Below are 14,969 nucleotides of genomic sequence, written 5' to 3' on the forward strand. Positions count from 1 at the left end.
TATGTACCCGTTTCTGCGATCTAACTCAACCTTTTTGAATACAATGATGTGACTTTTTACACAAATAGATTTTACATAAAATAAACAAACACAGCATAAACGAACGGGGTTTGGTTGATATGCATCAACAAAAAAGGCCCTGCCGGGCCTTCTCTGAGTTTTAGTAGACCGCTTTTCGCGGTCGGCTGGCGTAAAGATAGAAGAGTATCGAGCTGGTTGCGCAAAAAGCCATCGCCCACAGCATGGGCCATGCCGTCGTAAAGGTGGCCATCGAAAGCAACGCGCCGACGATAGCGCCGATGCCGAAGCGGAATGTCCCCGCCAGGGAAGATGCGGTTCCTGCCATGTGCGGGAACTCATCCAGGATCACCGCCATCGCATTGGATGACACCATCGACACGCAGCCGACAAAGGCCGCCACGCCAACCACCAGCGCCCAGAAGCCCACGCCCAGAAACGCGCTCACCACCAGCCAGATCGCCATCACAAACTGGATCCACAGCCCGGCGCGGAACATGTTCAGCGCCCCCACCCGTCGGACAAAGCGGCTGTTAATGATGGTCATAATGAACAGGAAGACGATGTTAAGCGCAAAGTAATAGCCGAAGTGCTGCGGCGAAACGTGGTTCAGCTCAATGTAGACAAACGGCCCGGCGCTCAGGAAGGAGAACATTCCGGCGAAGCTGAACCCGCTCGCCAGCATATAGCTGAGCACGCGCTTGTGGCGAAACAGCGAGGCAAAGTTGCCTATTGTGGTTCGGATGTGAAACTTCTGGCGGCGCTCGACGGGAAGCGTTTCATCAATAAAGAAGAAGATCATCGCGGAGGCCAGCAGCGCGGCCAGAGCCAGGATCCAGAAAATCACATGCCAGCTGAACCACACCAGCACCGCACCACCGGCCATCGGGGCCACCAGCGGCGCAATCGTCGTCACCAGCATCACGAACGACATCATGCGGGAGAACTCTTCTTTCGGGTAGATATCGCGCATCAGGGCGTTAATCACCACGCTTGCCGCTGCCGCCGCCAGACCGTGGAAGAAACGCATGATAATCAGATGATCGATGGTCTGGGCCAGCGCGCAGGCAACCGCTGCGGCCGCAAAGACCAGCGTCCCGCCCAGAATGACCGGCTTGCGTCCAAGGCTGTCGGCCATCGGGCCATAAAACAGCTGGCCGAGGGCAAAGCCGAGAATATAGGTGCTGAGCGTCATCTGCGCGCTGCCCGCCGGAACGCCAAACTGCGCGGAAATCACCGGCAGCGCGGGCAGGTACATATCAATAGACAGCGGCATCAGCATGGCCAGCAGGCCAAGAATGAAGACGATTTTGAACGACGAGTGTGGCCTGGTGGTCACAGAGTTCTCCTGAAATTAGTGCGAAGGCAGACCGACGCTGGCGATCTCTTCTTCCGTTAACGGGCGATATTCGCCAGGCGCCAGGTCGGGATCGAGTTCAATCGCACCAATCCGTTCGCGATGCAGGCCAACAACGTGGTTCCCCACCGCGGCAAACATACGTTTCACCTGATGATAGCGCCCTTCGCTGATGGTCAGGCGGACCTCGGTCGGGGTGATGACTTCGAGCACCGCCGGTTTGGTCAGATCTTTTTCATTATGCAGCTGAACGCCTTTCGCGAAGTGCTCTGCCGTGTCATCCGACACCGGTGACTCCAGCGTCACGAGATAGGTTTTCTCGCAGTGGTGGCGTGGAGAGGTGATGCGGTGCGACCACTGACCGTCGTCGGTCATCAGCACCAGCCCGGTGGTGTCGATATCGAGTCGACCTGCGGCGTGCAGCTTGTGCGCCACCGGCTCGTCGAGGAAATAGAGCACCGTCGGGTGATCCGGATCGTCCGTTGAGCAGACGTAGCCTTCCGGCTTATTGAGCATGAAGTAGCGCGGACCGTGCTGCTGGGTCAGCGGATTGCCGTCATACTCCACCTGATGGTCAGGTTGCAGTTTGAACGCGCTGTCTCTCACAATGTCGCCATCCACGGTAACGCGGCTGGCGCGAATTTCGCGCCCGGCAATAGCGCGGCTTACGCCGAGTTGCTGAGCGATAAACTTATCAAGTCGCATGAAATCTTTTTAGCCTTAATGGTGCAGGAAGTCGGACAACAGGTCCGAAAAAAGAAGCAGTCTGGAACGGTTCAGTATAATGGTCTGGTTGCGCCACTCAAGGGAAAAAGTTTCGTGGCATACTATCTATACCCTAAATAATTCGAGTTGCATGACAAAACGCCTATAGCGTTTTGAACAGCGCTTGCGCTGGCCCCGTAGGGGCGAGGCCACAGGCCGAGTCACGCGGCAAAGGAGTGAATCCCCGGGAGCTTACATAAGTAAGTGACCGGGGTGAACGAGTGCAGCCAACGCACAGGCAACTTGAAGTATGACGGGTATATGTGCGGAATAACGAAACCGAGACCCTATGACTTTTACACTTCGTCCCTATCAGCAGGAAGCCGTTGACGCCACCCTCGCCTGGTTCCGCAAACATCGCGAGCCGGCGGCGATTGTGCTCCCGACCGGTGCAGGCAAAAGCCTGGTCATTGCCGAACTGGCGCGTCTGGCCCGCGGCCGCGTGCTGGTGCTGGCGCACGTCAAAGAGCTCGTCGCGCAAAACCATGCCAAATATTGTGCGCTTGGACTGGAAGCCGACATTTTCGCCGCCGGGCTAAAGCGTAAAGAGAGCCACGGCAAAGTGGTGTTTGGCAGCGTGCAGTCGGTGGCCCGCAATCTGGATCTGTTTCGCAGCGAATTTTCGCTGCTGATTGTCGACGAATGTCACCGCATCAGCGATGACGACGACAGCCAGTATCAGCAAATCCTGTCACACCTGAAAGAGGTGAACCCTCACCTGCGCCTGCTGGGCCTGACGGCGACCCCGTTTCGTCTGGGGAAAGGCTGGATCTATCGCTACCATTATCACGGCATGGTGCGCGGCGATGACAAGGCCCTGTTTAGCGACTGCATCTACGAGCTTCCGCTGCGCTACATGATTAAACATGGCTACCTGACGCCGCCTGAACGGCTGGATATGCCGGTGGTGCAGTACGACTTCAGCCGCCTGCAGGCGCAGAGCAACGGGTTATTCAGCGAAGCGGATCTTAACCAGGAGCTGAAAAAGCAAAAGCGCATTACGCCGCATATCATCAGCCAGATTGAGGAGTTCGCCGCGACGCGCAAAGGGGTGATGATCTTTGCCGCCACCGTTGAGCACGCGCGAGAAATCACCGGGTTACTGCCCCCCGGCGACGCGGCGCTCATCACCGGCGAGACGCCCGGCCCGGAGCGCGATCGCCTGATTGAGGCCTTTAAAGCCCAGCAGTTCCGCTATCTGGTCAACGTATCGGTATTGACCACCGGCTTTGATGCCCCGCACGTCGACCTGATCGCCCTTTTGCGCCCGACCGAATCGGTCAGTCTGTATCAGCAAATTGTTGGCCGCGGCCTGCGTCTGGCGCCGGGGAAAACCGACTGCCTGATTCTGGATTATGCCGGTAACCCACACGATCTCTATACGCCTGAGGTCGGCGCGCCAAAAGGGAAAAGCGACAACGTGCCCGTTCAGGTCTTTTGCCCTGCCTGCGGGTTTGCCAACACCTTCTGGGGCAAAACCACCGCCGACGGCACGCTGATCGAACATTTTGGCCGCCGCTGTCAGGGCTGGTTTGAAGATGATGACGGGCATCGCGAGCAGTGCGATTTTCGTTTCCGCTTTAAAAACTGCCCGCAGTGCAACGCCGAAAATGACATTGCCGCTCGCCGCTGTCGGGAGTGCGACACGGTGCTGGTTGACCCGGACGACATGCTGAAAGCGGCATTAAAGCTGAAAGATGCGCTGGTGCTGCGCTGTTCCGGCATGGCGTTGCAGCCCGGTGCCGATGAAAAAGGCGAATGGCTGAAAATCACCTATTACGATGAAGACGGGGCGGACGTCAGCGAGCGCTTCCGGCTTCAGACGCCAGCTCAGCGAACGGCCTTCGAACAGCTCTTTATCCGCCCGCACACCCGCACTCCGGGCGTGCCCCTGCGCTGGATCACCGTGGCCGATATCGTGCGCCAGCAGGTGCTATTACGCCATCCGGATTTTGTGGTCGCCCGCAAAAAAGGCCAGTTCTGGCAGGTGCGCGAAAAACTCTTCGACTACGAAGGTCGCTTCCGTCGCGCCAACGAATTGCGCGGGTAGCGGGACTTTTCATTGATGTGAGGGGCATTTGAGTATAAAATGCCGCCCGCTTCACATCCGTGAGGCAGAACACTCACCTGCTGCTGGGTCGCCTGTAGTAGGGTTTTAAATACAGAGAGAAATCAATGTTTACTATCGAAGCAGAAGTACGTAACGTGCAGGGTAAGGGTGCGAGCCGCCGCCTGCGTACCGCTAACAAGTTCCCGGCTATCGTTTACGGTGGCGAAGCTGCTCCAGTTGCAATCGAACTGGATCACGACAAACTGTGGAACCTGCAGACCAAAGCTGAATTCTACAGCGAAGTTCTGACCATCGTTGTTGGCGGTAAAGAAGAAAAAGTGAAAGTTCAGGCTGTTCAGCGTCACGCGTTCAAGCCAAAACTGACTCACATCGACTTCGTTCGCGCGTAATCGCAAACCTGTCGAAAAAAACCCCGCTTCTGCGGGGTTTTTTGTGCCTGCTATTTACCGCCCGAGGTGCGGCGCTGAAGCTGATCGCGCAGATTCGGCGGCGTCCCCTTAATGGTCAGCGTATCGGTGGCCGGATCCCAGAAGATACGTTCCCCCAGCAGCATCGCATCAAAGTTGATGGTTAACCCGCCGCCGCTGCCGGCAAACTTGGTTAACTGACGCAGCGTGCTGCGATCCGCCGGGAAGCTCTCTTCAAGCTCATAGCCCTTCTCTGCGGTAAATTCCTGGAAGCTGACTTCGCTGACGCCCGCCAATTCTTTTGACAGCGACTCCAGCTCAATCTCTTCCCCAGCCTGCAGCTGTTCGTTGCAGTAGCTGTAAACCTGCTGGCGCACCGTCTGGCGCTCAGATTTATCAAGCTGCGCTTCGGCTGTGAAATCGTCCACCGCCTGGAGCAGCCCTTTGTTCTGCGCTTTGGCGTTAAGCCCTTCACTGGCACCGAGGAAGTCCATGAAGAAATCCGCCACTTTGCGACCCACGCGCCCCTTCAGGAAAGTCAGGTAGCGGGTCGATTCCGGGTTGGTTTCCCACTCGGTCAAATCAATACGCGCCACGATATCCGCATGGTTAATGTCCAGATAGTGCGTCGAGCTGATATCCAGCTGCTCGTTCACGCGCATGCTGCTTAAGTTATTCAGCACGGTAACCAGCAGATACTCGACCGCCAGGTAGCGGTAGTGGCAGAACAGCACGATCCCACCGTCGGCGAACGGATATTTCGCCAGCTCGTCGCGCAGACGCCCGGTTGCCGCACGGCTAAACGCCAGGAAATCCTCTTCACCCTGGCGCTGCAGGCGCAGGCTATCGGCCAGTTCACTCTCTTCGCTGAACAGCCCATAGGCTTTATTTTTGGCGCTGTAGACGCGATGCAGCTCTGCCATCATCTCCACAACGGTCGCCGTAGGTTCCAGTAACGAATCGCGTAGCACCACTTCAAGGGTTTGCTCATCGCGCTTGATAAGCTGGTGCAAGGCAATCTGGTTGATTTCCAGACTCATGATAAACTCTCCTTTTAGACCGGGCGGTATTCAACCACCACCAGGACATGTGTGCAACAACAGATAAAAAAGGGGAAAAAAAGCTGTTGCTACGGTAATATGTTGCCCTTTCATCAACAAACTGATTTTGATTTATGCCACAACATTCCCGCTACAGTGATGAACACGTTGAACAACTGCTCAGTGAGCTGGTCAACGTACTGGAAAAACATAAAACGCCGACCGATCTCTCCCTGATGGTTTTGGGAAATATGGTCACCAATCTGATTAACACCAGCGTTGCTCCGGCTCAGCGTCAGGCGATCGCAAAATCTTTCGCCCAGGCTTTACAGTCGTCCGTCAGCAACGACCCGGCCCATTAAGGGATACGAACAACAGTTTATGGTGACGAATCGTCAGCGCTACCGTGAAAAAGTCTCCCAGATGGTCAGCTGGGGGCACTGGTTTGCCCTGTTCAACATTCTGTTGGCGACGGTCATTGGCTGTCGTTATCTGTTTGTCGCAGACTGGCCAACAACGCTCACCGGACGTATCTACTCCTGGATAAGCGTTGTCGGTCACTTTAGCTTTTTGGTTTTCGCCACCTATCTGCTGATCCTGTTCCCCTTGACGTTTATCGTCATGTCGCAGCGTCTGATGCGATTCTTGTCCGCTATCCTTGCGACGGTGGGGATGACGCTGCTGCTTATCGACAGTGAAGTGTTCACCCGCTTCCACCTGCATCTCAACCCCATCGTCTGGGAACTGGTGATTAACCCCGACCAGAACGAAACGGCCCGTGACTGGCAGCTGATGTTTATCAGCGTCCCGGTGATCCTGCTGATTGAGATGCTGTTTGCCACCTGGAGCTGGCAAAAACTGCGCAGCCTGACCCGCCGACGCCACTACGCGAAGCCCGTCGCCGCGCTCTTCTTCGTCTCCTTTATCAGTTCGCACATCATGTATATCTGGGCGGATGCGAACTTCTATCGCCCTATTACCATGCAGCGCGCGAACCTGCCGCTCTCGTACCCGATGACGGCACGTCGCTTCCTCGAAAAACATGGCCTGCTTGATGCGCAGGAGTACCAGCGACGCCTCATCGAGCAGGGTAACCCGGAAGCCGTCAGCGTGCAGTATCCGCTGAGCGACCTGCGCTATCGCGATATGGGCCGCGGGCAAAACGTCCTGCTGATCACCGTCGATGGCCTGAACTATTCCCGTTACGAGAAGCAGATGCCTGCACTGGCCGATTTCGCGAGTCAAAACGTCACGTTTACTCAGCATATGAGCTCCGGTAACACAACCGACGCAGGCATCTTTGGCCTCTTCTATGGCATTTCAGCCGGATATATGGACGGCGTACTCTCTACCCGCACACCTGCGGCGCTGATCACCGGGCTGAATCAGCAGGGCTATCAGTTAGGGTTGTTCTCATCCGATGGCTTTAACAGCCCGCTCTACCGCCAGGCGCTGCTGTCTGATTTCTCACTGCCAGCGGCACAAAATCAGTCCGATGCGCAGACCGCCAGCCAATGGATAAACTGGCTCCAGCGCTATGCCCAGGAAGATAACCGCTGGTTCTCATGGGTTTCCTTTAACGGCACTACGCTTGCTAACAGCAATAAGAGTGATTTCGCGCGCCGCTACGGCCGCGCGGCGGGTGATGTTGATGCGCAGATTGGCCGCGTGCTTGACGCGCTACGTGAGTCCGGCAAGCTGGATAACACCGTAGTGATCGTGACCGCAGGCCATGGCGTCCCGTTAGGTGACGAGACGAAGAGCATGAGCTGGTCACGCCCGAACCTGCAGGTTCCGCTGGTCATCCACTGGCCGGGTACGCCGGCGCAGCGCATCAATATGCTTACCGAGCATAAAGATGTGATGACCACCCTGATGCAACGCCTGCTACACGTCAGCACGCCAGCCAACGAGTATTCTCAGGGGCAGGATCTCTTCAGCGCCGCGCGCCGCCATAACTGGGTCACGGCTGCGGGGAATAATACGCTGGTGGTGACCACGCCGAAGCTGACGCTGGTGCTGAACAACAATGGGAATTATCAGACGTATAACCTGCAGGGTGAACGGCTTAAAGACCAGAAACCGCAGCTGAGCCTGCTGCTGCAGGTCCTGACGGATGAGAAGCGCTTCGTCGCTAACTGATTAATAATAAACCAGTTAGCGACGGATTCCCTTGCATTCGAAACGGAATCGAGTAGTATTCTTTCTATGCGTCGGCACGTAGCGCAGCCTGGTAGCGCACCGTCATGGGGTGTCGGGGGTCGGAGGTTCAAATCCTCTCGTGCCGACCAAAAACACATTGAAAACCAGCCTCTTATGGCTGGTTTTTTTATTTCGCCTCGTCCGGCGTTTTGCGCAGGTACACCAGCGTAACCAGGCAAATCACCGCTCCGGCATAGAACGTATGTTCTGCGCCAAACGTTTCCCAGATGACCCCGGCGCCCAGGCTGGCGACTAACAATCCCACGCCGCTGACCAGACTAAAAATGCCGTAGGCGGTACCGCGCAGATCCGCAGGCGCGGTTTTCGCAATCATTGCCGCCAGCAGCCCCTGCGTCATCCCCATATGCACTCCCCAAAGCGCAACGCCCAGAAGCATTCCAGCCCAGTGGGTGCTCAGCGCCAGCACAACATCTGCCCCAATCAGCATCACCAGCCCCCACTGCAGTAATCGGGTGTGGCTCATCCCGTCCGATAACTTGCCAAACGGATAGGCAGAGAGGAAATAGAGCAGATTCATGGCCACCATCACCAGCGGGATCAGCGCCAGCGGCACCCCCGACTGCTGTGCGCGCAGCACAAGAAAGGCTTCACTGAAACGTGCGAGCGTGAAGATGGCCCCCAGGCCAATGACCCACCAGCAGCCTTTCCCGAGACGCCTGAGGTTCTCTTTTTTGATGGGGTTCGTGCGTTTATGTTCGACGGGCGTTTTCGGCTCATGCAGGCCGAAGAAAAGCAGCGCCACGGCGAGCACGCCGGGGATCACCGCGATCCAGAAAATCGTGCGGAAATCATCGTTCCACAGCAGCATTAATCCTACGGCCAGCAGCGGCCCGAGAAATGCACCGACGGTGTCCATCGACTGACGCAGCCCAAAGGCCGCGCCGCGAAGTTCCGGCGGCGTAACGTCAGCAACCAGCGCATCGCGCGGCGCTCCCCGTATCCCCTTCCCGACCCGGTCGATTAAGCGCGCCCCAAGGATCATGCCGGAAGAAGAGGCGATAGCGAACAACGGTTTACTCAATGCGCCAAGACCGTAGCCCAGAACCGCCAGTCCTTTACGCTTGCCCAGATAGTCACTGATGGCGCCGGAAAACACCTTGATAAACAGCGCCGTAGCCTCAGCCAGACCTTCAATCAAACCAATGAAAATAACGCTGGCGCCCAGCGTCGTCACCATAAACAGCGGCAGCAGGCTGTGAATAATCTCCGAGGAGATATCCATTAACATACTGACGCCACCCACCACCCAGACTCCTTTCGGGATCCGGCTGAGCGTTGCAAACCGGGATAACATTGCGCATCTCCTGCTTCATGTTGAACTGTCTTGTTCGAAACAGAATATCCTGGAAATGCGAATAAAAATTATTAGACATAAAAAAAGCCACCCCGCAGGATGGCTTCGATATCGCAAATCGGCGTCTAGTGTTTATCACGTCCGCCCAGGAAGAAAATGCCCAGCGGGATGGCCAGCAGAACGGTGAACACCAGGCTGTAGACAAAGATCATCGCCGATTGCAGGACATACATGCTGGTTGTCCAGGCAGAGAGAGGAATGTTGTATTGTTCGATGACGCCAACAATGGTGGCCCGCCCCACGCATGCGGCAGCAATCATAAACACAACCAGCAGCGCCAGGAGGAACTTGCGGCCTTCAGGCGTTTTCAGTTTTGCACGAACCATCTCTCTTCCCTTTTACAGATGAATAACATTATAGAGGGTCTAAAATAACACAAACGCCTGCCGGACTCCACGTCAGGACAAATCTCTACTTAAATGGCAAATCTGTGGTTTATTACGCTATTCATATTGAAAATGTAAGTAAATAACACCAATCATTCATAGTTGATATGTTAACCTGTGCAGGATCGTTTTGACATAAAGGAATGACAATGAAAAACGCACCTAAATTTGCCATCGCACTCATCGCCGCCGCGTGTGTCAGCACCAGTGCTTTCGCCAGCGAAACCCCTAAAGAGCAGCCGCTGGAAAAAGTCGCCCCGTATCCGAAAGCGGATAAAGGGATGAAGCGTCAGGTGATCCAGCTGCCGGCACAGCAGGATGAAGCGAATTTCAAAGTAGAGCTGTTAATTGGCAAGACACTGGAAGTGGATTGCAACCAGCATCGCCTGGGTGGTCAGCTGGAAAGCAAAACGCTGGAAGGCTGGGGTTACGACTACTACGTCTTTGATAAAGTGACCTCGCCGGTCTCCACCATGATGGCCTGCCCGGATGGCAAGAAAGAGAAGAAATTTGTGACAGCGTATCTGGGCGACAATAGCCTGCTGCGCTACAACAGCAAGTTGCCGATCGTGGTTTATACGCCTGAAAACGTGGAAGTGAAGTATCGCGTGTGGAAGGCTGAAGAGAAGATTGAGCAGGCTGTCGTACGTTGAAATTAAGTCGGGTGGCGGCTTCGCCTTACCCGACCTACAAAACAACACCGAACATAGGCCGGGTAGGCGTCAGCGCCACCCGGCTTTTTTACCTTACAGCGCGATATCCGCAACCGGTTTGTTTTCCGGCTGAGGCTTCAGCTCCGCTTTTGGCGCAGCATCCGCAGCCTGCGGTTTGATGTACTGCAGCTGCAGTACGCGGCTGGTGTATTCCAGCTCCTGCTCCGTCGCGCTCACGTTACCGTTCAGCTTCGTGCCGTAGGATGGAATAATGGTCTTCAGCTTCGCCTGCCATTCCGGACTGGCGACTTTATCTTTAAACACTTTTTCCATCAGGTGCAGCATGATTGGCGCAGCGGTAGATGCACCCGGTGACGCACCCAGCAGCGCGGCGATGGTGCCGTCCTTATCGCTTACCACTTCGGTGCCCAGACGCAGCACGCCGCCCTCTTTCGGATCGCGCTTGATGATCTGTACGCGCTGACCCGCCTGCCACAGGCGCCAGTCTTCTTTCTTCGCCTGCGGATAGTACTCTTTCAGCGCCTCGAAACGATCGTCGTCAGAGAGCATCACCTGGCTAATCAGGTATTTCACCAGATCGAAGTTATCCAGCCCCACGTCCATCATCGGCTTGACGTTAGAGGTGGTGGTTGCGCTCAGCAGATCCCACAGGGAGCCGTTTTTCAGGAACTTCGTGGAGAAGGTCGCGAACGGTCCAAACAGCACCACGCGTTTGCCGTCAAGCATACGGGTGTCAATGTGCGGAACAGACATTGGCGGCGCGCCAACGGAAGCCTGGCCGTACACTTTTGCCAGATGACGGTTCACCACTTCCGGGTTATCGGACACCAGGAACTGGCCGCCGACCGGGAAGCCCGCGTAGTCGTCAGCTTCCGGAATACCGGACTCCTGCAGCAGCTTCAGCGCCGCGCCGCCCGCACCGATAAAGACAAACTTCGCCCTGATGACGTGTTCAGCTTCATTGTTTTTCAGATCGGCAACGGTCACGCTCCAGCTGTTATCCGCGTTGCGCTTGAAACCGCGCACTTCGGTGCTGAGCTGCAGGTTGAAGTTCTCTTTTTTCTTCAGAGACGTCACCAGCTGACGGGTAATTTCGCCGTAGTTAACGTCGGTACCAATTTCGGTACGGGTCGCCGCCACCTTCTGGTTCGGGTCACGACCTTCCATGACCAGCGGAGCCCACTCTTTAATCTGCGCGTGGTCTTCAGAGTATTTCATCCCGCGGAACAGCGTGCTCTGCTGCAGAGCGGCGTAGCGCGCGCGCAGGAAGTTGACGTTCTGCTCACCCCACACAAAGCTCATGTGCGGCACGGTGTTGATGAAGGAGTGCGGGTCGTGCAGCACGCCGCTGTTGACCTGGTGAGACCAGAACTGGCGAGAAACCTGGAATGCTTCGTTGATCTCTACCGCCTTCTCGATACTAATGGAACCGTCCTTTTTCTGCGGCGTATAGTTCAGTTCCATGAGTGCCGAATGGCCGGTACCGGCGTTGTTCCAGCCGTTCGAACTCTCCTGCGCCACGCCATCAAGGCGCTCGACCATGGTCATTGACCAGTCCGGCTGCAGTTCTTGCAGATAGGTTCCCAGCGTGGCGCTCATGATACCGCCACCGATTAAAAGGACGTCCGTTTCCTGCTCTTTTGGTGCGTCAGCTTTCGCCGCCATGGAGACGGTGTTAAGCCCCACGGCCAGAGAAAAGAGCATGGCAGTCATTTTTTTCATAATTTATGCCTTAGTGTAAAAGTGCTTGATGCGTGGAAATTGCAGGTGAAAAAAGCTGCGGGGGCACGGTAACAACTTTTAAATATTGTTTAAAGGTTACGAAATTATTGTAATTGTGAAATTTAATGATGGATTGTTTGTGAGGAATTATCGAAGCGTCTGGTAAAGGGCGGTTTAACGGGCTAGTATGTTGCGTTTTGTGATCGCGCGCACGGAAGCCTGCCCTAACCAGCGAAACGTTATGTCCCTACCCCGTTCTCCTTTATCTCCCGAAAACCGTGTCGCCAGCGTGCTGCGTTCCCCTAAGCAGCTGACGCGTGAAACGCTGGCGGGCGTGATTACCGCCCTGGCGCTGATCCCCGAGGTCATCTCATTTTCCGTGGTGGCGGGCGTTGACCCGAAGGTCAGCCTGATCGCTTCCGTGGTGCTCTGTCTTGCCCTGTCTGTACTGGGCGGTCGCCCGGCGATGGTCACGGCCGCAGCCGGTTCCGTGGCGCTGGTTATTGGGCCCATGGTGCATCAGCACGGCGTACAGTACATTCTTCCCGCCGTGCTCATGGCTGGCGTGATTCAGATTCTGTTTGGCGTGCTGGGCATGGCAAGGCTGATGCGCTTTATTCCCCAGTCGGTCATGACCGGGTTTGTTAACGCCCTCGGGATATTGATTTTCTTTGCGCAGGTTCCCCATTTCTGGAGCCGAAGCCCGCTGATTGTGGGCCTGTTCGTGCTGACGGTACTGATCGTGCTGTGGGTGCCGCGCTATTTCAAAAGCATCCCTTCCCCACTGATTGCGATTGTGCTGTTAACCTTGTTTACCGTTTCAACCGGGCAAAGCCTGCCGACCGTGGGCGATGAAGGCGCCATGAGCGGCGGCTTGCCGGGTCTTAGCGAACTTCTGGTTCCTCTCAATCTCCAGACGCTGAGCATAATCTGGCCGTGCGCGTTGAGCATCGCGTTTGTCGGCCTGCTGGAATCCCTGCTGACCGCAAAGCTGGTGGATGAGCTGACCGCGACACCGTCAAGTAAACGCCGCGAAAGCATTGGATTAGGCGTCGGCAATATCCTGGCCGGATTTTACGGTGGTATTGCGGGCTGCGCGATGATCGGACAAACCATTGTTAACGTGGAGATGGGGAAAGGCCGAAGCCGCATTTCAACCTTCGCTGCGGGCATCGTGCTGCTGATCCTGGTGACGGCGCTCAGCGACATGATGGCCAACATCCCGATGGCGGTGCTGGCGGGCATTATGGCGATTGTCGCCGTCAAAACCTTCAGCTGGCACAGCCTTCAGCCCGCCACGCTGAAAACGGCTCCGATTGCAGAAACGGTCGTCATGCTGGTGACCGTTGCCGCCACGGTATCAACCGGCAATCTGGCGATTGGCGTGCTGGGCGGGATTATCGTCATGGTGCTGCTTCCCGCCCGCATTAAGCATCGGCTTAAAGCAGAAAAATCGTCGCCAGCCCAAGAAAAATAAAGAAACCGCCGGTATCGGTGATGGCGGTGATCATCACGCTCGACCCCACCGCGGGGTCGCGACCCAGTTTGGTCATGGTCAACGGGATAATAACGCCCATCATCGATGCCACCAGCAGATTCAGCACCATCGCCAGCATCATCACTCCACCCAGCGCCATATCGTCATACAACCACCAGGTGATGCCCCCCATAATGCCGCCCCAGACCAGGCCGTTGATCAACGCCACACCCATCTCTCTGAAGATCAGAAAGGCGAAGTTGCCGGGCTGAATATTCTCCAGCGCAAGCGCGCGAACAATCATCGTGATAGTCTGATTGCCGGTATTACCGCCAATCCCGGCCACAATCGGCATCAGCGAGGCCAGCGCCACCAGCTGCGAAATGGTGTGTTCGAAACCGTCAATCACGCGGGAGGCGATAAACGCGGTACACAGGTTAATGGCCAGCCACGCCCAGCGCGTTTTCACCGCCTTGCCGACGGAGGCATGGACGTCATCTCCCGCACTGATCCCCCCCAGCGCACGCAGGTCGTTGTCGGTTTCTTCATAAACGACGTCAACGATCTCGTCGATGGTCAGACGTCCCATCAGTTTGCCAACGGAGTCCACGACGGCGGCACTGACGAGGTCATCACGCTCGAAGGTACGCGCCGCTTTCTCCGCATCGTCCTCCGGGGAGAAGACCATCGGCTCGTTTTCCATCACCTCGCTCACCTTTCGCTGGGTGCTGTTGAGCAGGATGGTTTTCAGCTCCAGCTCGCCGAGCAGAGTTTTATCCCGGGAGGTAACAAACAGCTTATCGGTGTTATCCGGCATTTTGCCCAGGCGACGCAGATAGCGCTGCACGGTGCCGAGCGTCACGTCCGGACGCACCGTGATAACGCCGAACTCCATGATCGCGCCGACGCTGTTTTTCTCGTAGTGCATCACCTGGCGCACGCGCGCGCGTTCATCGGCAGGCAGTGACGCCAGCAGACGGCCGGTCAGGTTTCGCGGCAGGTGCTGAACCAGGTAAATCTGCTCGTCGATATCCAGGGTTTGCAGAGCGTCGAGAATATCCCGGTCGCTCATCTCGTCGATCAGGTCGTCCCAGACGTTTTCTGAGGCCTCAAGCAGCACCTGTCCGCGCTCGTGATCCTGCACCAGACGCCACAGGGCGTGACGTTCTTCCGAGGGAAGCGCTTCCAGGGTATCCGCCAGATCCGGCGGGGGTAAGTGAGCAACCAGCGCACCTACCTCAGCAATATCGTCGGCTAAAGTGCCGACATCATATTGCTCAGCCAGGGTCAGTTTGCCTAATAGCGTAGAGGTGACCGCTTTATCGGTCGTGAGAAGCCAGATCAGTCGCGCACGTTCCTGGTCACGCTGTCTGGCGCTGTTTTTCTTTAATACCGACATCAATCATAAATCCATGAAATAAGTTGGTATTAAGCATAGCGCGAGGATATGTAAATAAGAATAAACAACGGGGCGG

At 56.1% G+C, this 14,969-nt stretch carries 13 protein-coding genes and 1 tRNA gene; 7 read left to right on the forward strand and 7 right to left on the reverse strand.

Annotation, left to right across the window (positions count from 1 at the left end; all coding sequences use genetic code 11):
- Positions 1 to 160: 160 nt before the first annotated feature.
- Together ABFV38_RS15060 and rsuA are read right to left on the reverse strand one after the other, a co-directional pair.
- Positions 161 to 1,357 (reverse strand): Bcr/CflA family multidrug efflux MFS transporter, encoded by a 1,197-nt coding sequence (locus ABFV38_RS15060; protein ID WP_348957503.1) that lies wholly within the window; start codon positions 1,355 to 1,357, stop codon positions 161 to 163.
- Between the two features lie 15 nt (positions 1,358 to 1,372).
- A complete protein-coding gene (gene rsuA / locus ABFV38_RS15065; protein ID WP_021241522.1) occupies positions 1,373 to 2,080 on the reverse strand; it encodes a 16S rRNA pseudouridine(516) synthase RsuA in 708 nt (235 codons plus the stop codon).
- Between the two features lie 349 nt (positions 2,081 to 2,429).
- Here rsuA and ABFV38_RS15070 point away from each other — a divergent pair, with 349 nt between their 5' ends.
- Positions 2,430 to 4,190, forward strand: a complete 1,761-nt coding sequence (locus ABFV38_RS15070; RefSeq protein WP_348957504.1) for a DEAD/DEAH box helicase — start codon at positions 2,430 to 2,432, stop codon at positions 4,188 to 4,190.
- Between the two features lie 125 nt (positions 4,191 to 4,315).
- The gene (rplY, locus tag ABFV38_RS15075; protein WP_008500956.1) at positions 4,316 to 4,600 is read left to right on the forward strand and encodes a 50S ribosomal protein L25; all 285 of its coding nucleotides are present in this window, start codon (positions 4,316 to 4,318) and stop codon (positions 4,598 to 4,600) included.
- Between the two features lie 50 nt (positions 4,601 to 4,650).
- On the opposite strand, the gene yejK is transcribed toward rplY, so the two are convergent.
- Positions 4,651 to 5,658, reverse strand: coding sequence for a nucleoid-associated protein YejK (gene yejK, locus ABFV38_RS15080; RefSeq protein ID WP_008500957.1), 1,008 nt, complete (start codon positions 5,656 to 5,658; stop codon positions 4,651 to 4,653).
- Between the two features lie 134 nt (positions 5,659 to 5,792).
- Between yejK and ABFV38_RS15085 the strand changes: the two genes are divergently transcribed.
- The 3 genes from ABFV38_RS15085 to ABFV38_RS15095 all read left to right on the forward strand — a co-directional run bounded on the left by ABFV38_RS15085 (position 5,793) and on the right by ABFV38_RS15095 (position 7,949).
- Positions 5,793 to 6,020, forward strand: a complete 228-nt coding sequence (locus tag ABFV38_RS15085; RefSeq protein WP_008500958.1) for a YejL family protein — start codon at positions 5,793 to 5,795, stop codon at positions 6,018 to 6,020.
- Positions 6,021 to 6,039: 19 nt separating this feature from the next.
- On the forward strand, positions 6,040 to 7,800 hold the full coding sequence (yejM, locus tag ABFV38_RS15090; RefSeq protein WP_048028179.1) for an LPS biosynthesis-modulating metalloenzyme YejM: 1,761 nt from the start codon (positions 6,040 to 6,042) through the stop codon (positions 7,798 to 7,800).
- 72 nt (positions 7,801 to 7,872) lie between these two features.
- Positions 7,873 to 7,949, forward strand: a tRNA-Pro gene (locus ABFV38_RS15095).
- Between the two features lie 38 nt (positions 7,950 to 7,987).
- On the opposite strand, the gene ABFV38_RS15100 is transcribed toward ABFV38_RS15095, so the two are convergent.
- A complete protein-coding gene (locus tag ABFV38_RS15100) occupies positions 7,988 to 9,175 on the reverse strand; it encodes an MFS transporter (protein ID WP_348957505.1) in 1,188 nt (395 codons plus the stop codon).
- Between the two features lie 125 nt (positions 9,176 to 9,300).
- On the reverse strand, positions 9,301 to 9,561 hold the full coding sequence (locus tag ABFV38_RS15105) for a DUF2534 family protein (protein WP_010433451.1): 261 nt from the start codon (positions 9,559 to 9,561) through the stop codon (positions 9,301 to 9,303).
- A 209-nt stretch (positions 9,562 to 9,770) separates the two neighbouring features.
- Between ABFV38_RS15105 and eco the strand changes: the two genes are divergently transcribed.
- Positions 9,771 to 10,274, forward strand: a complete 504-nt coding sequence (gene eco, locus ABFV38_RS15110; protein ID WP_045351839.1) for a serine protease inhibitor ecotin — start codon at positions 9,771 to 9,773, stop codon at positions 10,272 to 10,274.
- A 93-nt stretch (positions 10,275 to 10,367) separates the two neighbouring features.
- Here the strand turns inward: eco and mqo are convergent, their stop codons facing one another.
- Entirely contained in the window at positions 10,368 to 12,017 is a 1,650-nt protein-coding gene (gene mqo / locus ABFV38_RS15115; RefSeq protein ID WP_048029696.1) for a malate dehydrogenase (quinone), read from the reverse strand.
- A gap of 187 nt (positions 12,018 to 12,204) precedes the next feature.
- On the opposite strand from mqo, the gene ABFV38_RS15120 reads away from it, so the two are divergent.
- Positions 12,205 to 13,494 (forward strand): SulP family inorganic anion transporter, encoded by a 1,290-nt coding sequence (locus tag ABFV38_RS15120; RefSeq protein WP_348957506.1) that lies wholly within the window; start codon positions 12,205 to 12,207, stop codon positions 13,492 to 13,494.
- Here ABFV38_RS15120 and mgtE read toward each other — a convergent pair.
- Complete coding sequence (gene mgtE, locus ABFV38_RS15125; protein WP_045414667.1) at positions 13,457 to 14,893, reverse strand: magnesium transporter; 1,437 nt, start codon at positions 14,891 to 14,893, stop codon at positions 13,457 to 13,459. The genes ABFV38_RS15120 and mgtE overlap by 38 nt on opposite strands.
- Positions 14,894 to 14,969: the final 76 nt, after the last annotated feature.

It is taken from the genome of Enterobacter cloacae complex sp. Mu1197 (assembly GCF_040059225.1).
Taxonomy (GTDB): domain Bacteria; phylum Pseudomonadota; class Gammaproteobacteria; order Enterobacterales; family Enterobacteriaceae; genus Enterobacter; species Enterobacter quasiroggenkampii.